This window comes from Streptomyces sp. NBC_00457 (genome assembly GCF_036014015.1).
Taxonomy (GTDB): Bacteria; Actinomycetota; Actinomycetes; order Streptomycetales; family Streptomycetaceae; genus Streptomyces.
The window spans coordinates 4,863,999-4,885,125 of record NZ_CP107905.1; the positions used below are offsets into that span (position 1 = coordinate 4,863,999).

A 21,127-nucleotide genomic window follows, 5' to 3' on the forward strand; every position below is an offset into this window, starting at 1 on the left:
CTGGGGTGCCCTCCGGGGGTTGTCGTCCGGGGTCATCCTCGCATTCGGGGTGGGGTGCGGGGGTGGGTGTCCGGTGGGCGGGATGTTGGGGGGCGGGGGCGTCAGGTAGTTCGGCGGCGGAGGGTTGCTGCGCCGAGGGTGAGGACGAGGAGGGCGCAGCCGGCGACGATGAGGATGTCTCGGATGAAGTTGGCTGTCATGTCGGTGTGTTTGAGGACTTCGTTCATGCCGTCGACGGCGTAGGACATGGGGAGGACGTTGGAGATGACCTCGAGGGCGGGGTGCATGTTGTCGCGGGGCGTGAAGAGGCCGCAGAGCAGGAGTTGGGGGAAGATCACCGCCGGCATGAACTGGACCGCCTGGAACTCGGAGGCCGCGAAGGCCGAGACGAAGAGGCCGAGGGCCGTGCCCAGGAGGGCGTCGAGGAGGGCCACCAGGAGGAGGAGCCACGGGGAGCCGGTGACGTCCAGGCCCAGGAACCAGACCGCCAGACCCGTCGCCAGCGCCGACTGGATGATCGCCAGCGTGCCGAAGGCCAGGGCATAGCCCGCGATCAGGTCGCCTTTGCCCAGGGGCATCGCGAGGAGGCGTTCCAGCGTGCCCGACGTGCGTTCGCGGAGCGTGGCGATCGACGTGACCAGGAACATCGTGATGAGGGGGAAGATCCCCAGGAGCGACGCGCCGATGCTGTCGAAGGTGCGCGCGTTGCCGTCGAAGACATAGCGCAGCAGGAACAGCATCACGCACGGGACCAGGATCATCAGCGCGATCGTGCGCGGGTCGTGGCGGAGCTGGCTGAGGACGCGCGCCGCGGTGGCGGTGGTGCGGGAGACGTTCAGGGCGCTGGTGGGGGCGGGCCTCATCGTCGTAGGCGTCGTGGTCGTACTCATCGCGTCGTCTTCTTCGTGCGGGCGGCCTCGACTGCCTCGTCGACCAGGTGCAGGAAGGCCGCTTCCACCGTCTCGGATCCGGTACGGGTGCGGAGGGCGTCCGGGGTGTCGTCGGCGAGGATCTCGCCCTCGCGCATGAGCAGCAGGCGGTGGCAGCGTTCGGCCTCGTCCATGACGTGGGAGGAGATGAGGAGGGTTGCGCCGCGTGTGGCCGCGATGTCGTGGAAGAGGTTCCAGAGGTCTCGGCGGAGCACCGGGTCCAGGCCCACGGTCGGTTCGTCCAGGACCAGGAGTTCCGGAGTGCCGAGGAGGGCTACGGCCAGGGAGACACGGCTGCGCTGGCCGCCGGAGAGGTTGCCTGCCAGGGCGTCGGCGTGGCTGGTCAGGTCGACGTCGGAGATGACTCGGGTGACGTCCTCGTGCCGGTGCGCTGCGGCTGCGCGGCCCGGGTTCAGGATCGCCGCGAAGTAGGCCAGGTTCTGGCGGACGGTGAGGTCGTCGTAGACCGACGGGGCCTGGGTGACGTAGCCGATGCGGGTGCGGAGGCTGGGGTGGCCGGCCGGGCGGCCCAGGACGTCCAGGGTGCCCGTGACCTTGGCCTGCGTGCCGACGATCGCCCGCATGAGCGTCGACTTGCCGCATCCGGAGGGGCCGAGGAGGCCGGTGATCTGGCCTGGGGGGACCGTGAAGTCGAGGCTGCGCAGGACCCTTCGGGGGCCTCGGGCGACGGTGAGGTCGGCGGCTTGGATTGTGGGCGACTTTGGGGTTGGGGTGGGTGGGCCTGACGTGTAATTCATCATGCGGTGAATAATGCTCTGGTGGGGGGTGGGCGTCAAGGTCGAGGGGTTGGGGGGCGGGGATGCGTCGTTGGGGAGTGCGGGTGCGTGTCGGGGGTGGGGTGCGTGTCGGGGTGCGGCCACGGCGGGGGGTTGCGGGCGTGGGGTGAGCGCGGGAGGGCATGTAGGCGCGGGGTGCGTGCGGGCGCGCGGTTTGTGTAGGGGCGCGCGGGGTTGGTCCGGGGGCGCGGGAGCCGGTTGGGGCTCCGGTCTGTCTGCTCCTGGGGCGGGGGGGTGCGTCTCCGGCGCTCTGCGCGTGTGCCCTGTGGATGCGGCTCGCTTGTTCTGTCTCCCCCGCGGGTTCCTCGTTGCGCTGCCGTCATACGTGGGCGGGACGGGGACGGTTGTGCGGGGTCAGGAGTGCGTGGCGACGAGGAGGTCCACGTCGTAGGTCTCCTCGACGGTTCCGTGGGGGAAGAGGGTCAGGAGGTGTGCTGCTTCTCCTCGGCCAGGAAGGCGGTGCGGGTTTCGTCGCTCTGGACCAGGAAGATCGAGTGGCTGCCGATGTTGGCCAGGTGGGTGTCGATGGGGATGCGGCGGCTCCAGCGGACCATGCGGCGGGTGAAGTCGAGGCGGCCGGAGGGGTCGGCGGCGCGGGTGCTGGCGCCGTTCGTATCGACGACCGGGTCGGTGCCGAAGGCGTGTCCGATGCGGCGCGTCTGGGCGGCGATCCAGGGGACGTCCAAGGCGTACGTGTTCCACCACAGGGCGAGTGCACCGCCGGGGCGCAGGACGCGGAGTGCCTCCGGGACAGAGTGGTCCGGGTCGGTCCAGTGCCAAGCCTGCGCGTAGGTGAGGAAGTCGACGGAGGCGGTGGCCAGGGGGAGGGCGTTGCCGGTGCCTCGGACGAGGGGGATTCCGGGGTTGGTGCGGTGGAACTGGGCCGCCATGCCGTCGCCCGGTTCGACGCCGATCACGTCCGCGCCGCGGGCGTGCAGGAGGGCGGTCGCTATGCCGGTGCCGGCGCCGATGTCTGCGACGCGGGCGCCGGTGAGCGGGCGGCCGGCGAGATCCTCGATCGCGTCGGAGAGGGCGGGCGGGTAGGAGGGGCGGTTGGCGGCGTACTGGGCTGCGGCTGCGTTGAAGGAGAGGGCTCGGGTGAGGTGGGAGGAGGCCGTCATAGGGACATGGTGGACGGGGGTGGGGCGGCAGCGGTGAGATTCCGGTGAGAGAAAAGAGGTGAGAGGGGTGTGGGGCGCGCTGTCGTCCTACGGGCCTCTACGTATCTCCTCCAGCCGATGGCCGTACGTCGAGCCTGCTGGACCACGGCCGCCTGAGCCTTCGGCGCGCCCACCGGGGCCCTCAGCGCGGCCCGGTCCTAGCCCTTCCCCCGCCGCTTCTTCTTCGACGGGTTGCCCGAGCGTCGTGTCGTCCGCTTCTCGTGGCGCTCGCGGGCCGCTGCGTACTCCTTGCGGTGGAGTCTCTCGCCGGGGGCCTCGACGAGGGAGCGGATGAAGTAGGCGAGGAGGGAGCCGACGAAGCCGATGGCCAGGAGGCCGCGGAGGGAGGAGTGGCGGTCGGGGTCGGGGCGGTTGCCGAAGGCGTCCCAGGTGTGTCGGAAGGCGAGTGCGGTGCAGACGGCGAACATGGCGACGACCAGGAGGTTGACGAAGCTGCCGGTGTCGGCGATCTGGAGGCCCTCGTAGGCGAAGCGGAGGACGAGGCAGGCGGCCATTGTCGTCGCGAGGGAGCCTGCGGCGGCTGCGATGCGGCGGGTCGTGTAGCCCTTGTCGTGGTTCACCCACGTCGTGCCGAAGAAGCGGATGGGCTCGGGGCGGGGGGCCGGGGTGTCGGGGGTGCCGTTGGAGCCCGCGGGGGTGGCCGGGGTGCCGGAATCGTCGCTCACGGGTCGATTATGGCGCCGGGGTGGCCGCGGGCTCCTCGTGGGTTCAGCCGCAGCGCGGGGCGATGTAACCGTCACTGCCCGTGTTCACGTATGCGTCCGCCACGAACTCGCCGTCGTCGATGTTGTCCCAGATGTTCGACGTGCCGTACGGACCCGTCACTGTCGTACCCGGCGTCTGACAGAAAATGGGGACTCTGGCGCCCTCGGGTAGAACCCGGACCACGGCGAAGTTGGTGCCGGGTCCTCTCCGGACGTTCAGCCGGACGTCCTCGGCAACCGGGTAGTAGCGCAGGGTCGCGGACTCGGCCACAGGCGTAAGCGCCATGAGAAAGGCCGCCGTGGCGCCTGCGAGCATGATGGATCTGCGTCTTCGGGATGTCATCGTTCTCTCTCCGAGAAGGGATCAGTCGCAGCGCGACGCGATGTAGCCGTCGCTGCCGGTGTTCACATACGCGTCCGAGACGAATTGGCCGTTGGCGATGTTGTCCCAGATGTTCGACGTGCCGTACGGGCCCGTGACCGTCGAGCCCGGCGTCTGGCAGAAGATCGGGACGCGGGAGCCTGTCGGCAGGACACGCACGATGGTGTAGCTGGTGCCAGGACCGCTACGGACATTCAGGCGGACGCCCGGGGCTACCGAGTAATAGCGCACGGCCGCGGCTGCGGCCGTCGTGACGGCCTCCCCCTCGTCACCCTGGGCCTCTTCGACATGGTCAAGCGCCATGGAAAACCTCCCCCGTTGAACCCATGCATTCCATGGGCCCCGTTGATTCCCTCAAAACGAGTCAAGAAACACATGTACGTAACTCGCACACGGAGGCTAGCAAGTCGCCTCTGTCTCGCACGAGTCATCGACTAGGCTCCGTGCGTCGCGCGCGCCGACGAACAGCACGGGGGTGGTCCCATGGCGCCACAGCGGAACGCCGGAGCGGGCGCGGAAGCGGAACTTCCCGAATACGCCGGCCACTACCGTCTGGAGTCCTGTCTGGGGTCGGGCGGCATGGGTGTGGTGCACCTCGCGCGGAGCACCTCGGGACTGAAGCTCGCGGTGAAGGTCGTACATGCCGAATTCGCCAAGGACCCTGAGTTCAGAGGGCGGTTCCGGCAAGAAGTAGCAGCAGCACGGAGGGTGAGCGGTGCCTTCACCGCACCCGTCGTCGACGCCGATCCGGAGGCCGAACGCCCCTGGATGGCCACGCTGTTCATACCCGGTCCGACGCTGGCCGACCAGGTGAAGCGGAACGGCCCTCTGGCCCCCGCCGAGCTACGTCGGTTGATGGCCGGGCTGGCGGAGGCGCTGCGCGACATTCACCGCGTCGGGGTCGTGCACCGCGATCTGAAGCCGAGCAATGTACTGCTCGCCGAGGACGGGCCGAAGGTCATCGACTTCGGTATTTCTCGGCCGAAGGACAGCGAACTGCGTACCGAGACCGGGAAATTGATCGGTACGCCGCCCTTCATGGCACCCGAGCAGTTCCGGCGGCCGAGGGAGGTCGGACCCGCCGCCGACATCTTCGCTCTCGGCTCCGTGATGGTCCACGCGGCGACCGGACGCGGCCCGTTCGACTCCGACAGCCCGTACGTCGTTGCCTATCAGGTCGTACACGATGAGCCGGACTTGAAGGATGTACCGGACAATCTCGCGCCATTGGTGCTGCGTTGCCTCGCCAAAGAGCCTGAGGACCGGATCACGCCGGACGAACTCATGCGGGAACTGCGGTCGGTGGCAGCGTCGTACGACACCCAGGCGTTCATACCGACGCAGCGAACGGTCGATACGGCGCCGAGGCCCGAACCTCGCGCCATGCAGCAGGAACGACGGTTCGGGAAACGTCTTCGCAGACGGGTGGGCATCGCAGCCGGAGTCCTCGGCCTTGTCGTCGGCGGTGGGTTCGCCTCGGCTCAACTACTGGATGACAGCTCCACGCCGCAGGACGCCGCGCCCCGGACCACATCGGGCGAGTTCAGCTCCTGGGAGGCCAGGCCGCAGGCCAATGGCGCCGGCGTGTCCCAATGCTCGTATGGAGCAGGCAAGTTGTTCTGCGCGCGATCCGGGCTGGTCTTCGCTCTCGACCCGTCCGACGGCAGCCTGCTGTGGCGTCGGCCCGTCGCCGATGTGCGCAAGAGCGGGCCACCGGTCCTGTCGGGCGGTCTGGTGCAGCTCCTGACGAACGGGGACCGACGCCTGAAGGCCCTCGATCCCGCTTCGGGCACACTGCGCTGGCAACAGAACGTGCCCGCCGACAGCGCCGTGGAATACACCGGCAGCATGCTGCTGCTCACGGGCGCCGACGGCACGGTCACCGCCGTCGACAGCGCGTCGGGCAGCACCAAGTGGAACCACCCGATAGCCGGCCAGAGCAACCCCACCTTCGCGTGGTTCGCCGGTGACCCGGTGACCTATGCGACCAGCCCTTCCCTTGACGGGTCCAGCACCCGGGTCGCCGGGGTGGACCCGGACACGGGTGCCGTTCGATGGGAGACCCGGCTGAACGGGATCCTGACGCCCGTCGGCACCAACGGGGGATCCGTCTTCTTCCTCTCCCTCGACAGGGCCACAGGGGATGCCCGAGCGGTGGTTCGCTACACCCCCGAGTCCGGCGCCGCGCGCCGGGTCGATCTGCCCGTCCCGCGCACGGCCGCCGAGGCCACCGTGCACGGGAACAACGTCTACGTGCTGGCCGCCGGCGGTTCGCTCGACGCCATCGGCATGGAGGCACGGAAGCCGCTGTGGCATCTCGAAACCTCCGTGAGCCGCAGTTCGACGCCGGTCGCCGACAGCCGCCATGTGTACTTCACCGCCGCCGACGGACGACTGCTCGCCGCCGACGCCCGGAAGGGCAGATTCGTCGGGCAGACACCGGCGCGCCTCGGGGCGAACTCGGAGGTGGTCACGACCTCACCGCCGCAGCCCGTCCTCGCCGACGGCCATATCTACGCCGCCGCCCCCGACGGCACCGTCTTCGCCCTCGACGCACGCGACCCGGCCACCTGGTAGCACAGGTCGCACAGGCAGCCAGCCCAGGTCGCACACGAAAGGGCCGCCCCCTCACGGAGGCGGCCCTCAAACCCGGGCACCGAAATCTCAGGCCCTCAAAGCCTCAACCCCTCAGCCCAACATCGACACATCCCGCACAGCACCCTTGTCCGCGCTGGTGGCCATCGCCGCGTACGCCCGCAGCGCCGCCGACACCTTTCGGTCTCGGTTCTTCGGGGCGTACACCCCGTTCAGCGCCTGCTCGCGGCGGGCCAGCTCGGCGTCGTCGACGAGCAGTTCGATGGTCCGGTTGGGGATGTCGATGCGGATGCGGTCGCCGTTCTCGACCAGCGCGATCGTGCCGCCGGACGCGGCCTCCGGGGAGGCGTGGCCGATGGAGAGGCCGGAGGTGCCGCCGGAGAAGCGGCCGTCGGTGATCAGGGCGCAGGTCTTGCCGAGGCCGCGGCCCTTCAGGAAGGAGGTGGGGTAGAGCATCTCCTGCATGCCGGGGCCGCCCTTGGGGCCCTCGTAGCGGATGACGACGACGTCGCCGTCGGTGATCTGTTTGTTGAGGATCTTCTCTACGGCCTCTTCCTGCGACTCGCAGACGACGGCCGGGCCCTCGAAGGTCCAGATCGACTCGTCGACGCCGGCCGTCTTCACCACGCAGCCGTCGACCGCCAGGTTGCCCTTGAGGACCGCCAGGCCGCCGTCCTTGGAGTACGCGTGCTCGGCGGAGCGGATGCAGCCGCCCTCGGCGTCCTCGTCCAGGGCTTCCCAGCGCTCGGACTGGGAGAAGGCCTCGGCGGAGCGGACGCAGCCCGGGGCCGCGTGCCACAGTTCGAGAGCCTCCGCCGACGGGGAGCCGCCGCGCACGTCCCACGTCTTGAGCCAGTCCGCGAGCGACGGGCTGTGCACGGCGTGCACGTCCTCGTTCAGCAGGCCCGCGCGGTGCAGTTCGCCGAGGAGGGCGGGGATGCCGCCGGCGCGGTGCACGTCCTCCATGTAGTACGTGCGGTCCTTGGCGACGTTCGGAGCGACCTTCGCCAGGCAGGGCACGCGGCGCGAGACCTCGTTGATCTCCTCCAGGCCGAACGGGACGCCCGCTTCCTGGGCCGCGGCCAGCAGGTGCAGGATCGTGTTGGTGGAGCCGCCCATCGCGATGTCCAGCGCCATCGCGTTCTGGAAGGCGGCGAAGGTGGCGACGTTGCGCGGCAGGACCGTCTCGTCGTCCTGCTCGTAGTAGCGCCGGGTGATGTCCATGACCGTGCGGGCCGCCGCCTCGTACAGTCCCTTGCGGGCCGTGTGGGTCGCGAGCACCGAGCCGTTGCCGGGCAGCGAGAGGCCGATGGCCTCGGTCAGGCAGTTCATCGAGTTGGCGGTGAACATGCCGGAGCACGAGCCGCAGGTCGGACAGGCGTTCTCCTCGATACGGAGGATGTCCTCGTCCGAGATCTTGTCGTTCACAGCGTCGGAGATCGCGTCGACCAGGTCGAGCGTACGGACCGTGCCGTCGACCAGCGTGGCGCGGCCGGACTCCATCGGGCCGCCGGAGACGAAGACCGTGGGGATGTTCAGCCGCAGGGCCGCGTTCAGCATGCCCGGGGTGATCTTGTCGCAGTTGGAGATGCAGATCAGGGCGTCGGCGCAGTGGGCCTCCACCATGTACTCGACCGAGTCCGCGATCAGGTCGCGGGAGGGCAGGGAGTACAGCATGCCGCCGTGCCCCATCGCGATGCCGTCGTCGACCGCGATGGTGTTGAACTCGCGCGGGATGCCGCCGGCCTCGACGATCGCCTGGCTGACGATCCGGCCCACCGGCTGGAGGTGGGTGTGGCCCGGCACGAACTCCGTGAAGCTGTTGGCGACCGCGATGATCGGCTTTCGGCCGATGTCCGCACCGGGTACACCGGAGGCGCGCATAAGGGCGCGGGCGCCCGCCATGTTGCGGCCGTGGGTGACTGTGCGGGACCTCAGCTCGGGCATCGTCGCTCGCTCCTTCGGAGAATTCTGCCGAGAATATTGACTGCTTCGAGCGTACGCCGGGGCACTGACAGCCGGACACCATGTCCGGAATGCGGGATGCACGTCTCAGGGATTCGGATGGCCGCAGGGCCACTGGCCTTCCTGGGACTCCAGGGATTCAGGGATTCAGGCATTCAGGGATTCGTCAGGTGCCCCTGCACCACCGGCGCCACCCGCGTAATGATCTGTTCCACGTCCACCGACGCCACCGGCTCGATCTTGATCACGTACCGCATCATCGCCACGCCGACGAGTTGCGACGCCGCCAGCTCGGTGCGCAGCTCCGCGTCCGGGGCGTCGAGCTGACCGGCGATGCGGCGCATCAGCTGCGCGGAGACGAGTCGGCGGAAGACGGCCGCCGCGGCCTCGGTGTTCACCGCGGACCGCACGATCGCGAGCAGCGGTGCGCGGGTGACCGGGTTCTCCCAGAGCCCGAAGATCACGCGGGTCATGCGCTCCCCGACGTCGTCGAGCGGGCCCTCGACGACCGCGTCACGCACCTTCAGGGCCGGCGCGAAGGCGACCTCGACGGCCGCCTCGAAGACCTGCTCCTTGGTGCCGTAGTAGTGGTGGACCAGGGCCGAGTCGACCCCGGCCGCCTTGGCGATGGCGCGCACGGACGTCTTCTCGTAGCCCCGCTCGGAGAACTCCTCGCGGGCCGCGTTCAGGATGCGGTCGCGGGTGTCGGCGGATTCCGTACGACGGGGTCTGCCGCGCCTCCGGGCGGTCGCGTCGGTCATCGCCGGGGCACCTGCACGGCCGACGCCAGATGGAGGCGGGTGAAGGCGAGCGCCTCCGCGAGGTCGGCCTCGCGTTCGGCGCTGGACATCGCGCGCCGGGTGTTGACCTCGATGACGACGTGGCCGTCGAAACCGGTCAGGGCGAGCCGTTCCAGCAGCTCGGCGCAGGGCTGGGTGCCGCGACCCGGCACGAGGTGCTCGTCCTTCGCCGAGCCCCTGCCGTCCGCGAGGTGGACGTGGCCGAGACGGTCCCCCATGCGGTCGATCATCTGGATCGCGTCCGAGCGCGCCGTCGCCGTATGGCTGAGATCGATCGTGAAGTGGCGGTAGTCGTCCTTGGTGACGTCCCAGTCGGGGGCGTACGCGAGCATCTCGCGGTCGCGGTAGCGCCAGGGGTACATGTTCTCCACCGCGAACCGCACATCCGTTTCGCCGGCCATCCGCCAGATCCCGGTGACGAAGTCACGGGCGTACTGGCGCTGCCAGCGGAACGGCGGGTGTACGACGACCGTGCTCGCGCCCAGCTTCTCGGCCGCCGCCCGGGCGCGCTGGAGCTTGACCCAGGGGTCGGTGGACCAGACGCGCTGCGTGATGAGCAGGCAGGGGGCGTGCACGGCCAGGATCGGGATGCGGTGGTAGTCCGAGAGGCGGCGCAGGGCCTCGATGTCCTGGCTGACCGGGTCGGTCCACACCATGACCTCGACACCGTCGTACCCGAGGCGCGCGGCGATCTCGAAGGCCGTCGCAGTCGACTCCGGGTAGACGGAGGCGGTCGAGAGGGCGACCTTCGCGTCCGGGATCCGTACGGCTGGGTTTGCCACGAGGGAAAGGGTACGTGTCTCTGAGGGGTGGGCCGGGGTTGGTGTTCGCCTATTCGCCGTTGTGCTGTTCGCCATAGGCGTGTGCGGGGTCGTGGGGGGTTGCTCGCGCAGTTCCCCGCGCCCCTTCGGGGGCGTCATCGGAGCCCATGTGATCAAGTCGCCGTAGGATCACGCCCTCCCTCAGCGCCCACGGGCAGATCTCCAGCGTCTCCACGCCGAACAGGTCCATCGCGCCCTCCGCCACCAAGGCGCCCGCCAGGAGCTGGCCCGCGCGTCCCTCCGAGACACCCGGGAGTTCCGCGCGCTGAGCCGCGGTCATCCCCGCCAGCTGCGGGACCCAGGCTTCCAGGGACTCGCGCTTGAGGTCGCGTTGGACGTAGAGGCCCTCGGTGGAGCGGGCGGCGCCGGCTATGCGGGCCAGTTGCTTGAAGGTCTTCGAGGTGCCGACGACGTGGTCCGGGGGGCCGAAGCGGGTGAACTCGCCGACGCTGCGAGCGATCTGGGCGCGGACATGGCGGCGCAGGGTGCGGATCGCCTCCGGGTCCGGCGGATCGGCGGGGAGCCAGGCGGCGGTGAGGCGGCCGGCGCCGAGGGGGAGGGAGACGGCGGCGTCGGGCTCCTCGTCGATGCCGTACGCGATCTCCAGGGAGCCGCCGCCGATGTCCAGGACCAGCAGCTTCCCCGCCGACCAGCCGAACCAGCGGCGGGCGGCGAGAAAGGTGAGGCGGGCCTCTTCGGCGCCGGTGAGGACCTGGAGCTCGACGCCGGTGTCGGCCTGCACGCGCGCGAGGACGTCGTCGGCGTTGGTGGCCTCACGCACGGCGGAGGTGGCGAAGGGCAGCAGGTCCTCGACGCCCTTGTCCTCGGCGGCCTGGAGCGCCTCGCGGACGACGCCGATCAGCCGGTCGACGCCGTCGGGGCCGATCGCTCCGTCGTCGTCGAGGAGTTGGGCAAGGCGCAGTTCCGCCTTGTGCGAGTGGGCGGGCAGGGGGCGCGCGCCGGGGTGCGCGTCCACCACCAGGAGGTGCACCGTGTTCGATCCCACGTCGAGGACACCGAGTCTCATGGACAGAACGCTACTGCCAGCGAAGACCTGCACCGCCACCTCGGCGGTCCCGGAACGGGTTCCGGGCGACTTACCCTGGTCCCGTGCCAAAGACGAAAAAGACGAAGGACGAAAAGTCGGCCAAGAAGGTCAAATCCGGCAAGGGTTCTTCGCAGGCGAAGGCGGCCGAGCAGCCGAAGGTCCCGCAGGTGAGCGACGAGAAGGGTCTCGACTTCGCGCGCGCGTGGGTGGAATTCCCTGATCCGGGGGACGACGAGCAGATCTTCCGGTGCGATCTGACCTGGCTGACCTCTCGGTGGAACTGCATCTTCGGCAGCGGCTGCCAGGGCATCCAGGCGGGCCGCGCGGACGACGGCTGCTGCACGCTGGGCGCGCACTTCTCCGACGAGGACGACGAGAAGCGGGTCGCCGGGCATGTGGCGAGGCTCACGCCGGACATCTGGCAGCACCATGACGTGGGGACCCAGACCGGTTGGGTCTCGGTCGACGAGGACGGCGACCGGCAGACCCGCCCGTATCAGGGCTCCTGCATCTTCCAGAACCGGCCCGGTTTCGCCGGCGGCGCGGGCTGCTCGCTGCACATCCTCGCCCTGAAGGAGGGCCGCGAGCCGCTGGAGACCAAGCCCGACGTGTGCTGGCAGCTGCCGGTCCGGCGGACGTACGAGTGGATCGACCGGCCCGACGACACGCGCGTGCTCCAGGTGTCCATCGGTGAGTACGACCGCCGGGGCTGGGGTCCGGGCGGCCACGACCTGCACTGGTGGTGCACCTCGGCGACCTCGGCGCACGGTGCCGGCGATCCGGTCTATGTGTCGTACCGGGCGGAGCTGACCGAGCTGATGGGCAAGGCGGGCTACGACCGGCTGGTCGAGCTGTGCGAGGAGCGGCTGGCGTCGCAGCTGCCGTTGCTGGCGCCGCATCCGGCAGATCCGGTGGAGTGAGCCGCTGCGGATCGCGGTGGGGCGGGCGGCTCGTTGATCGAGCCCCTACGTCGGGGGCGGGTTCGGGGCGCCGGTGTCGCTCGGCGGCGGGGGCGGCGGGCCTGACGGGTCCCCCGGGTCCGTCGGTGATGGCTCGGTGGGTGTCGGGCTCGGGTCCGCCGAGGTCGGGGGCGGGTCGCTCGGCGTGGGCTCGGTCGGTGTCGGGTCGGGCGGGCGCGGAGTGGGGTCGGAGGTCGACGGGGGCGGGTTGCCGGGGGTGCCCGGGGCGGGTCCCGGGTGGGGCGGGGTGGGCGCGGTGCCGTAGCCCTCGATGGAGACGACGGCGCCGGCCGGTGAGATCGCCACGCGCGCGCTCCAGGGCCCGGACGGCTCGCGCAGCTGGTCGACGTACACCTTGATCGTCAACGTGTCGCCGGGGGCGAGGGTTCCCGCGGACTGGCTCAGATAGAGCCAGGGGGCGGCGGTGGTCGCGGACCAGCGGACGGGCGCGGAGCCGGTCGCGGTGAGGGTGAGGAGCGTGGTGTCGCCGCTGTGGCCGGCCGTCACCTCGAGGTGGGATTTCCTGGCGGCGCCGGTGACGCTGATGACCTCCACCGAGACGTCGGGCCTGCCGCCCGTCGCGAAGCGCGTGCCGGGCCTGGTGTCGGCGTTGCCGGCGTGCTCGTAGCCGCCGTCCGGCGTCTCGCCGTCCAGGCCGCCGGGGCCGTACGCCTCGCTCGCGGTGGCCGAGCCGCCCTCCTGGCCCTCGGCGGCCGGTGTGCCGCGGTAGGCCGCCCACAGGGCGAGCACGGGTGCGGCCACGACGGTGGCGACCACGGTGGTCGTCAGGGCACGCGCGCGTAGCCGGTCTCTGCGGGCCGCGCGGTCCTTGGGGTCCATCGGGAAGCCGCGCCGGTCGAAGCGGGGAGCGGCGATCCGCGCGCGCGGGCCGTGCGCCAGGGCGATGTGCAGCTCCGCGCGGGGCGCTTCCAGGACGGGCAGCTCGGCGGTGGTGGCGTTCGCGCCGGGCCAGCGGCCGGGGATCGCGCGCTCGGCGGTACGGCGGCAGCGCGGACAGTCGTCGACGTGCCGCACCAGCTCACGGCGGACGGCGGCGCTGAGCACCAGCTGGTTGTCGCCGGTGAGGCGGGCGACGCCCGGGCAGCCGCCGGTCTCCACGACGGCGAGGGCGGCCCGCGTGCGTTCCACCTCGCAGGCGGCGGAGGCGAGCAGTTCGCGGGCGGCGGCCAGGTCCAGGCCGAGGACGGCGGCGACCTCGTGCGCGGCGAGGTGGTGGCGCACCGCGAGTTCGAGCGCCTCGCGCTGCTCCGGGGTGGTGCCGGCGGCCTCCGGCCAGGCGAGCAGGGCGAGTTCGCACCGGCGCTGCTCCTGGACCTCCGGGGAGACGGGCGGCGCGGGGGACTCCTCGGTGCGCCGCCGGTCGCCGGTATGTCGTCCCGCGGCGTGGGTGGCCTGACGTTTCTGCTTGGCCTCGGCCAGCTTGCGCAGGCACGCCCAGCGGGCCAGCGCGTACAGCCAGGCCCTGCGGTCGCCCGCCGCGTCCGGGCCGTGCCGGCCACGCCGTTCGGCCAGTACGAGGACGTCTCCGAGGGCGGTGGTCGCCGCGTCGTGGTCGCACAGCACGGACAGGCAGTAGGTGAACAGGCCGTCCAGGTAGGGCTCGTAGCGCGCGGACGGCCGCTGCGCCAGCGTGCGCGCGGCAGCACGGTCACGCGCCTCCCGGTGCGCCTTGTGTGCGCCGGTGGTGCGGGTCGTGGTCTCCGAACTGCTGCTCATCACCCGTGGACCGTAGGCGGCGGGGGTTGGCGGCTTCTCGCCCCTTGAGCACTTTTAATCCATACGGGTGAAACGATCCCTCATAAGGGGACAGGAACGCTGGATTCCATGGTTCGGGCGCCCACCGCGGCGGCGATGGAGCCGGGTGAGCACACGTCCGGCGGCAGCGTTGTCAGTGCTCCCGGCTACGGTTCTCCGCATGGCTGCCCGTACGAAATCCACCAAGGACCGCCCGTCCTACCGCTGCACGGAGTGTGGCTGGCAGACGGCGAAGTGGCTCGGTCGGTGCCCCGAGTGCCAGGCCTGGGGGACGATCGAGGAGTACGGCGCACCCGCGGTCCGCACGACGACACCGGGGCGCGTCACCACCTCCGCGCTGCCCATCGGCCAGGTCGACGGCCGTCAGGCCACCGCCCGCTCCACCGGCGTGCCCGAGCTGGACCGGGTGCTCGGCGGCGGCCTGGTCCCCGGCGCCGTGGTCCTCCTCGCGGGCGAGCCCGGCGTCGGCAAGTCCACGCTCCTGCTCGACGTGGCGGCCAAGGCGGCGAGCGACGAGCACCGCACGCTCTACGTCACGGGCGAGGAGTCGGCGAGCCAGGTCCGGCTGCGCGCCGACCGCATCAAGGCCCTCGACGACCACCTCTATCTCGCCGCCGAGACCGATCTGGCCGCCGTGCTCGGCCACTTGGACGCGGTGAAGCCGTCCCTGCTGATCCTCGACTCCGTGCAGACGGTGGCCTCCCCGGAGATCGACGGCGCACCCGGCGGCATGGCGCAGGTGCGCGAGGTGGCCGGGGCGCTGATCCGGGCCTCCAAGGAACGCGGCATGTCCACGCTCCTTGTGGGCCATGTCACCAAGGACGGCGCCATCGCGGGCCCCCGGCTCCTCGAGCACCTCGTGGATGTCGTCCTGAGCTTCGAGGGCGACCGGCACGCGCGCCTCAGGCTCGTACGAGGCGTCAAGAACCGGTACGGCGCCACGGACGAGGTCGGCTGCTTCGAGCTGCACGACGAGGGCATCACCGGCCTCACCGACCCGAGCGGCCTGTTCCTGACCAGGCGGGCCGAGCCGGTGCCCGGCACCTGCCTGACCGTCACGCTGGAGGGCCGCCGCCCCCTGGTCGCCGAAGTCCAGGCGCTGACCGTCGACTCCCAGATCCCCTCCCCCCGCCGCACCACATCCGGCCTGGAGACCTCCCGGGTCTCGATGATGCTGGCCGTCCTGGAGCAGCGGGGCAGAATCAGCGCGTTGGGCAAACGGGACATTTACTCCGCGACGGTCGGCGGAGTGAAGCTCTCCGAACCCGCCGCGGATCTGGCCATCGCCCTCGCCCTGGCCTCGGCCGCGAGCGACACCCCCCTGCCGAAGAACCTCGTCGCGATCGGCGAAGTGGGGCTCGCGGGCGAGGTCAGACGGGTCACGGGCGTGCAGCGCAGACTCTCCGAAGCGCACCGTCTGGGCTTCACGCACGCGCTCGTGCCGGGCGATCCCGGCAAGATCCCTGCCGGTATGAAGGTCCTGGAAGTGGCCGACATAGGGGACGCTCTGAGAGTCCTTCCGCGCTCGCGTCGCCGAGACGCCCCACGGGACGAGGAGGAGCGCCGGTAGACTTTGCCCTGGTCTCGCCCGTGCGTACGAACCGAGTGTGCGAAACGGGAGTGCCAGAAGTACCTGCGACCGGAGGAGTGCAGTGGCAGCCAACGACCGGGCGGCAGCTCCCGGAAAGTCCGGTGGGAGTTCCGGTGCCGATGGCCTGATGCGCGCCTCACTGAGCGCCGTGGCACCCGGCACGGCCATGCGCGACGGCCTTGAGCGGGTGCTCCGCGGCAATACCGGCGGTCTCATCGTGCTCGGCTTCGACAAGACCGTCGAGGCGATGTGCACGGGCGGATTCGTGCTGGACGTCGAGTTCACGGCCACCCGGCTGCGCGAGCTGTGCAAGCTCGACGGCGGCATCGTGCTCAACTCCGACCTGTCGAAGATCCTGCGAGCGGGCGTGCAGTTCGTCCCCGACGCGAGGATCCCGACCGAGGAGACGGGCACCCGGCACCGCACGGCGGACCGGGTCTCCAAGCAGGTCGGTTTCCCCGTCGTCTCCGTCTCCCAGTCCATGCGGCTGATCGCGCTGTACGTCGACGGCCAGCGCCGCGTCCTGGAGGACTCGGCGGCGATCCTGTCCCGCGCCAACCAGGCGCTGGCGACCCTGGAGCGGTACAAGCTCCGCCTGGACGAGGTCGCGGGAACGTTGTCAGCGCTGGAGATCGAGGACCTGGTGACGGTCCGGGACGTCTCCGCCGTCGCCCAGCGCCTGGAGATGGTGCGCCGTATCGCCACCGAAATCGCCGAGTATGTGGTCGAACTGGGCACCGACGGACGGCTCCTGGCCCTCCAGCTAGACGAGCTGATCGCCGGCGTGGAGCCCGAGCGCGAGCTGGTCGTCCGGGACTACGTCCCCGAACCCACCGCGAAACGCTCCCGCACAGTCGAGGAAGCCCTCTCCGAACTGGACGCCCTCCACCACGCCGAACTCCTCGAACTCCCCACGGTGGCACGGGCATTGGGCTACACCGGATCCCCCGAGGCCCTCGACACCGCAGTATCACCCCGCGGCTTCCGCCTCCTGGCAAAGGTCCCCCGCCTCCCGGGGGCCATCATCGACCGCCTCGTAGACCACTTCGGCGGCCTGCAGAAACTCCTCGCCGCGAGCGTCGACGACCTGCAGACGGTGGACGGAGTGGGCGAGGCAAGGGCCCGAAGCGTACGGGAGGGCCTGTCGAGGCTGGCGGAGAGCTCGATCCTGGAACGGTACGTCTAATTCACACAGTTGCTTCAGCGCCCCTTTAGGGGCGCGGGGAACTGCGCGACCAGCCACAACGGACCTGCAGACGCCAACCGACCAACCGCGGCACCCACGCGAAGCGCTTAGTCCTTCTCCAGCACAAACGACGTCTGCACCTTCGCAAACCCCGGCGCCGCAGCCTCCACCAAATACGTCCCCGCCCCAGCCGCCCCCGCCGAAGGCGTCGCGCACTGCGGAGCACTTCCCTTCCGGTCCCACTCCACGGTGTACGTGATGCTGCTGCCGGCCGGCACCCGGTACAACACGCTCCCGGAGGACCTCACGCAGTCCTCGGACGACCAGAAGTCGTCGTCCTCGCCCGCCTGAGTGATCGTCAACACCGTGCTCTTCGGCCCGAGATCGACCTTGCAGTCGGCCGCGGAGGAGTTCGTCGCGGTCAGTACGAGGGTCGGCGTCTGCCCCGGCCCGTACGCGTTGTGCACACTGCGCAGGCTCAACTTGACCGCTCCGGTGGCGCAGTTGGGCAGCGTGGACCCTGCCGGAAGCGTGTCCCCCGTACCGACACCACCACCGCTGCCGGCACCGCCCTCGGACCCGCCACCCGCGGACCCGTCGTCGCCCCCACCGTCACCGTTGGCTCCGTCGGAGGTTCCGCCCGTGTCCCCGCCGCCCGAACCCGCTCCGGAGGAGGACCCGTTGGAGTCCCCGTCCCCCGTCTCGTCGCGCCCGCCCGGCGCCTGGCTGATCGCGGGGCCGGAGCCGGACGGTCCGGGCGTGATGGTGGACGGTGTGGGACTCGAGTCGCCGTTGCCCCCGTCGGCGCCGTTCTTGCCGCCGCCTCCGCCCATGGTGACGATCCAGGTGATCAGCAAGGCCAACAGGGCGATCACAGACAGCAGTACGGCCCTCCGACGCCAGTAGATGGAGGAGGGAAGCGGCCCGACCGGATTGCGCAGAGATCCCACGGCGCAAACTGTACGAGAGATCGGCGCCGCTGCTGCCCCCACCCGCCGCCCTGCGGCAACTTTTCCAGATCATCATTCCGCCCGACCCCACCGGACAGCAGGGGATGCGGCGCACACCCACGACCGCCGTCACACCGGCGACCCACCGACCGGCCGTGGCCAAAGCAGCCCAAGCGCCGCGGGCCGTGGCAGGATCGGAAGGCCATGACTGCGCCCACGATGCCCCAGCCCCCGCACCGCGCCGACACCACCGCCGACCGTCTTCTCGGCGAGCCCCTGCACTCCCCCGTCATCGCCTGGTTCGACGAACACGCCCGCGATCTGCCGTGGCGGCGGCCCGAAGCCGGGCCATGGGGGGTGATGGTCAGCGAGTTCATGCTCCAGCAGACACCGGTCAACCGCGTCCGGCCCGTCTACGAGCAGTGGCTGGCTCGCTGGCCCCGCCCCGCCGACCTGGCGAAGGAGGCTCCCGGCGAGGCCGTCCGCGCCTGGGGCCGGCTCGGCTACCCGCGCCGCGCGCTGCGGCTGCACGGCGCCGCCGTCGCCATAACGGAACGGCACGGCGGTGACGTACCGACGGATCACGCCCAGTTGCTGGCGCTGCCCGGCATCGGCGAGTACACGGCCGCCGCGGTCGCCTCCTTCGCGTACGGCCAGCGGCATGCCGTGCTCGACACCAACGTCCGCCGGGTCTTCGCCCGCGCGGTCACCGGCGTCCAGTACCCGCCTAACGCCACCACCGCCGCCGAGCGCAAGCTCGCCCGCGCGCTGCTGCCCGAGGACGAGCGGACCGCCGCCCGCTGGGCCGCCGCCTCGATGGAACTCGGCGCGCTGGTGTGCACCGCCAAGAACGAGACCTGCCACCGCTGCCCCATCGCCTCCCAGTGCGCCTGGCAGCTCGCGGGCAAGCCCGAGCACGAAGGGCCGCCGCGCCGCGGGCAGACATACGCGGGCACCGACCGCCAGGTACGCGGCAAGCTCCTCGCCGTGCTGCGCGACGCCCACGCGCCGGTCCCGCAGTCCGTCCTCGACCGGGTGTGGCACGAGCCGGTGCAGCGCGCCCGTGCTCTCGACGGCCTCGTCGCGGACGGGTTGGTGGAGCCGCTGGCGGGCGGTCTGTACCGGCTGCCGCTGAGCTGACGTACAGCCGAGTCACAAGCCACCACAGGGAAACCTCTGTCCCGCCCACCCCCAAATCACCCCATACCCAACCCATCTCACCTGCACGTTTATGTCCGTCCTACCTCTGTTACACAACCGACGGACAGCCGAGCGCTAGCCGCAGGCTGCTTCGCACAGCGCCGTGACAACGCCTCCGTAGCTTCATTTCTGTGCCCGACGGGGTGGCACAGCTACAGAAGCACGGGGATGGAGGCGGTCGATCATGGAGCAGCGCGAGGTGGGCGCAGTGGGCGAGGTGCTCGAGTTCGAGGAGTACGTCCGTACCCGGCAGGACGCGCTGCTGCGCAGTGCCCGCCGCCTGGTCCCGGACCCTGTCGACGCGCAGGACCTGCTCCAGACCGCGCTGGTACGGACGTACGGCCGCTGGGAGGGCATAGCCGACAAGCGGCTGGCGGACGCCTATCTGCGCCGCGTGATGATCAACACGCGGACCGAGTGGTGGCGGGCGCGCAAGCTGGAGGAGGTGCCGACCGAGCAGCTCCCGGACGCCTGCGTCGACGACGCCACCGAGCAGCACGCGGACCGTGCCCTGCTGATGGACATCATGAAGGTGCTGGCTCCCAAGCAGCGCAGCGTCGTGGTGCTGCGACACTGGGAGCAGATGTCCACGGAGGAGACGGCCGCCGCCCTCGGCATGTCGGCCGGAACGGTCAAGAGCACGCTGCACCGGGCGCTCGCCCGGCTCCGCGAGGAGCTGGAGCGCCGCGATCTGGACGCACGCGCGCTGGAGCGTGAGGAGCAGGAGCGGTGCGCGGCTTGACCGACCCGGATCCCGAAGCGGGCCAACGGGCCACCGCGGGTCGGGGCACTTTGCAGGCGGCGTTCACGGCGGTGGCCGTGCTCGCCGCCCTCGCCCTTTTCATGTCCGCCTGCGGCACCGGCGGCACCGGCGCCCGTGACGAGGGCCCCGCATACGCCGAGGCGGCGGGCGCGAGCGTGTCACCTCCCGCCTCGGCCTCCCCGACCCCGGACAGTCTGGGCGCCGTCAAGCTGGTACAGGACGACCCGACCGTATCGGCCGGGGTCAAACGCGAGCTGAAGCCCTGTATCGGCGACGAGTACCCGGTCGACGTGTCGTACGGCGATCTGACCGGAGGAGCCTCGCACGATGTCGTCGTCAATGTGCTGACCTGCGAAGATGCGGTAGGGGTCGGCTCGTATGTGTATCGCGAGGAAGACGGGCGGTACGAGAATGTGTTCAGGGCCGAGGAACCGCCGGTCTATGCCGAGATAGACCGCGGCGACCTGGTGGTGACCAAGCAGGTGTACGAGAAGGGCGACCCGGTGTCGAGTCCGTCCGCCCAGTATGTGATCACGTACCGCTGGCTGGCGTCGGGCCGCTTCACCGAGGAAGACCGCACACGCAACGACTACAGCAGCGGCGTCGGCGGGGATCCGACCCAGGCACCAAAGACCAGCTGAGGCGTGAACCGATCGGGCCGGCCAGGACGATCCCCTAGTGAACCGCTCGCCTGATTCCAACGTCAGGACAGTGAACGCATCAGCACAGTGAACGCACCACGAGACCCATACGAGGACAGAGAGCACCGGGATGGCAGACCAGACCCACGTCTTGTTCGTCGAGGACGACGACGTCATCCGTGAGGCCACGCAGCTCGCCCTGGAGCGGGACGGCTTCGCGGTCACCGCGATGCCCGACGGGCTGTCCGGCCTGGAGGCGTTCCGGGCGAACCGCCCCGACATCGCGCTGCTCGACGTGATGGTCCCGGGCCTGGACGGCGTCAGCCTGTGCCGCCGTATCCGGGACGAGTCGACGGTGCCGGTGATCATGCTGTCCGCGCGGGCGGACTCCATCGACGTCGTGCTGGGTCTGGAAGCCGGCGCGGACGACTATGTGACCAAGCCGTTCGACGGGGCCGTGCTGGTCGCGCGGATCCGGGCGGTGCTGCGCCGCTTCGGGCACGCGGGCGGCGCCGGGCAGCCGGAGGAGCCCGAGTCCCTGTCGGCCGGCGGCGTGCTGACCTTCGGTGAGCTGGAGATCGACACCGAGGGCATGGAGGTGCGCAAGGGCGGGCAGCCGGTGGCGCTGACGCCCACGGAGATGCGACTGCTCCTGGAGTTCTCGTCGGCGCCGGGCACGGTCCTGTCGCGGGACAAGCTCCTGGAGCGCGTGTGGGACTACGGCTGGGGCGGTGACACGCGCGTGGTGGACGTCCATGTGCAGCGGCTGCGTACGAAGATCGGCCAGGACCGTATCGAGACGGTTCGCGGCTTCGGCTACAAGTTGAAGGCCTGAGCAG

The 21,127-nt window shown here is 70.6% G+C and carries 19 protein-coding genes and 1 pseudogene; 8 read left to right on the forward strand and 12 right to left on the reverse strand.

Annotated elements, in window-relative coordinates; translation table 11 throughout:
- Nucleotides 1-101: 101 nt before the first annotated feature.
- The 6 genes and pseudogenes from OG828_RS21995 to OG828_RS22020 all read right to left on the reverse strand — a co-directional run bounded on the left by OG828_RS21995 (nt 102) and on the right by OG828_RS22020 (nt 4,296).
- Entirely contained in the window at nt 102-890 is a 789-nt protein-coding gene (locus tag OG828_RS21995; RefSeq protein ID WP_328502083.1) for an ABC transporter permease, read from the reverse strand.
- The gene (locus tag OG828_RS22000; protein ID WP_328502084.1) at nt 887-1,690 is read right to left on the reverse strand and encodes an ABC transporter ATP-binding protein; all 804 of its coding nucleotides are present in this window, start codon (nt 1,688-1,690) and stop codon (nt 887-889) included. Before OG828_RS22000 ends, OG828_RS21995 begins: the two co-directional genes overlap by 4 nt.
- 390 nt (nt 1,691-2,080) lie before the next feature.
- Nucleotides 2,081-2,847: pseudogene (locus tag OG828_RS22005) on the reverse strand (class I SAM-dependent methyltransferase).
- 197 nt (nt 2,848-3,044) lie between these two features.
- Nucleotides 3,045-3,572, reverse strand: coding sequence for an EamA/RhaT family transporter (locus OG828_RS22010; RefSeq protein ID WP_328502085.1), 528 nt, complete (start codon nt 3,570-3,572; stop codon nt 3,045-3,047).
- A gap of 43 nt (nt 3,573-3,615) precedes the next feature.
- Nucleotides 3,616-3,927 carry an SH3 domain-containing protein gene (locus OG828_RS22015; protein WP_443062511.1) on the reverse strand — a complete coding sequence of 104 codons (312 nt, stop codon included), beginning with the start codon at nt 3,925-3,927 and terminating at the stop codon, nt 3,616-3,618.
- 48 nt (nt 3,928-3,975) lie between these two features.
- Nucleotides 3,976-4,296: an SH3 domain-containing protein gene (locus tag OG828_RS22020; protein WP_328359485.1), complete on the reverse strand. Its 321-nt coding sequence runs from the start codon at nt 4,294-4,296 to the stop codon at nt 3,976-3,978.
- Between the two features lie 180 nt (nt 4,297-4,476).
- Between OG828_RS22020 and OG828_RS22025 the strand changes: the two genes are divergently transcribed.
- Entirely contained in the window at nt 4,477-6,570 is a 2,094-nt protein-coding gene (locus OG828_RS22025; RefSeq protein ID WP_328502086.1) for a serine/threonine-protein kinase, read from the forward strand.
- A gap of 111 nt (nt 6,571-6,681) precedes the next feature.
- Here OG828_RS22025 and ilvD read toward each other — a convergent pair whose 3' ends face one another.
- From ilvD to OG828_RS22045, 4 genes are all read right to left on the reverse strand, one after another.
- Nucleotides 6,682-8,535, reverse strand: coding sequence for a dihydroxy-acid dehydratase (gene ilvD / locus OG828_RS22030; protein WP_328502087.1), 1,854 nt, complete (start codon nt 8,533-8,535; stop codon nt 6,682-6,684).
- Between the two features lie 173 nt (nt 8,536-8,708).
- Nucleotides 8,709-9,314, reverse strand: coding sequence for a TetR/AcrR family transcriptional regulator (locus OG828_RS22035; RefSeq protein ID WP_328359494.1), 606 nt, complete (start codon nt 9,312-9,314; stop codon nt 8,709-8,711).
- Complete coding sequence (locus OG828_RS22040) at nt 9,311-10,135, reverse strand: sugar phosphate isomerase/epimerase family protein (RefSeq protein WP_328359498.1); 825 nt, start codon at nt 10,133-10,135, stop codon at nt 9,311-9,313. Before OG828_RS22040 ends, OG828_RS22035 begins: the two co-directional genes overlap by 4 nt.
- 49 nt (nt 10,136-10,184) lie before the next feature.
- Nucleotides 10,185-11,201, reverse strand: a complete 1,017-nt coding sequence (locus OG828_RS22045; protein WP_328359501.1) for a Ppx/GppA phosphatase family protein — start codon at nt 11,199-11,201, stop codon at nt 10,185-10,187.
- 83 nt (nt 11,202-11,284) lie between these two features.
- Between OG828_RS22045 and OG828_RS22050 the strand changes: the two genes are divergently transcribed.
- On the forward strand, nt 11,285-12,142 hold the full coding sequence (locus OG828_RS22050; RefSeq protein WP_328502088.1) for a hypothetical protein: 858 nt from the start codon (nt 11,285-11,287) through the stop codon (nt 12,140-12,142).
- Between the two features lie 45 nt (nt 12,143-12,187).
- On the opposite strand, the gene OG828_RS22055 is transcribed toward OG828_RS22050, so the two are convergent.
- Nucleotides 12,188-13,918, reverse strand: coding sequence for a BACON domain-containing protein (locus OG828_RS22055; protein WP_443062427.1), 1,731 nt, complete (start codon nt 13,916-13,918; stop codon nt 12,188-12,190).
- Nucleotides 13,919-14,117: 199 nt separating this feature from the next.
- Between OG828_RS22055 and radA the strand changes: the two genes are divergently transcribed.
- Nucleotides 14,118-15,527, forward strand: coding sequence for a DNA repair protein RadA (gene radA / locus OG828_RS22060; protein WP_328359510.1), 1,410 nt, complete (start codon nt 14,118-14,120; stop codon nt 15,525-15,527).
- Between the two features lie 82 nt (nt 15,528-15,609).
- Nucleotides 15,610-16,734, forward strand: a complete 1,125-nt coding sequence (gene disA, locus OG828_RS22065; RefSeq protein ID WP_210578002.1) for a DNA integrity scanning diadenylate cyclase DisA — start codon at nt 15,610-15,612, stop codon at nt 16,732-16,734.
- A gap of 107 nt (nt 16,735-16,841) precedes the next feature.
- On the opposite strand, the gene OG828_RS22070 is transcribed toward disA, so the two are convergent.
- Nucleotides 16,842-17,684 carry a hypothetical protein gene (locus OG828_RS22070; protein ID WP_328439243.1) on the reverse strand — a complete coding sequence of 281 codons (843 nt, stop codon included), beginning with the start codon at nt 17,682-17,684 and terminating at the stop codon, nt 16,842-16,844.
- A gap of 204 nt (nt 17,685-17,888) precedes the next feature.
- Between OG828_RS22070 and OG828_RS22075 the strand changes: the two genes are divergently transcribed.
- From OG828_RS22075 to cseB, 4 genes are all read left to right on the forward strand, one after another.
- Complete coding sequence (locus tag OG828_RS22075) at nt 17,889-18,824, forward strand: A/G-specific adenine glycosylase (RefSeq protein ID WP_328359517.1); 936 nt, start codon at nt 17,889-17,891, stop codon at nt 18,822-18,824.
- A 244-nt stretch (nt 18,825-19,068) separates the two neighbouring features.
- The gene (locus tag OG828_RS22080; RefSeq protein ID WP_210577999.1) at nt 19,069-19,626 is read left to right on the forward strand and encodes a SigE family RNA polymerase sigma factor; all 558 of its coding nucleotides are present in this window, start codon (nt 19,069-19,071) and stop codon (nt 19,624-19,626) included.
- Nucleotides 19,614-20,288, forward strand: a complete 675-nt coding sequence (locus tag OG828_RS22085; RefSeq protein WP_443060165.1) for a hypothetical protein — start codon at nt 19,614-19,616, stop codon at nt 20,286-20,288. Before OG828_RS22080 ends, OG828_RS22085 begins: the two co-directional genes overlap by 13 nt.
- Nucleotides 20,289-20,418: 130 nt before the next feature.
- Complete coding sequence (cseB, locus tag OG828_RS22090; RefSeq protein WP_328359521.1) at nt 20,419-21,123, forward strand: two-component system response regulator CseB; 705 nt, start codon at nt 20,419-20,421, stop codon at nt 21,121-21,123.
- Nucleotides 21,124-21,127 lie beyond the last annotated feature (4 nt).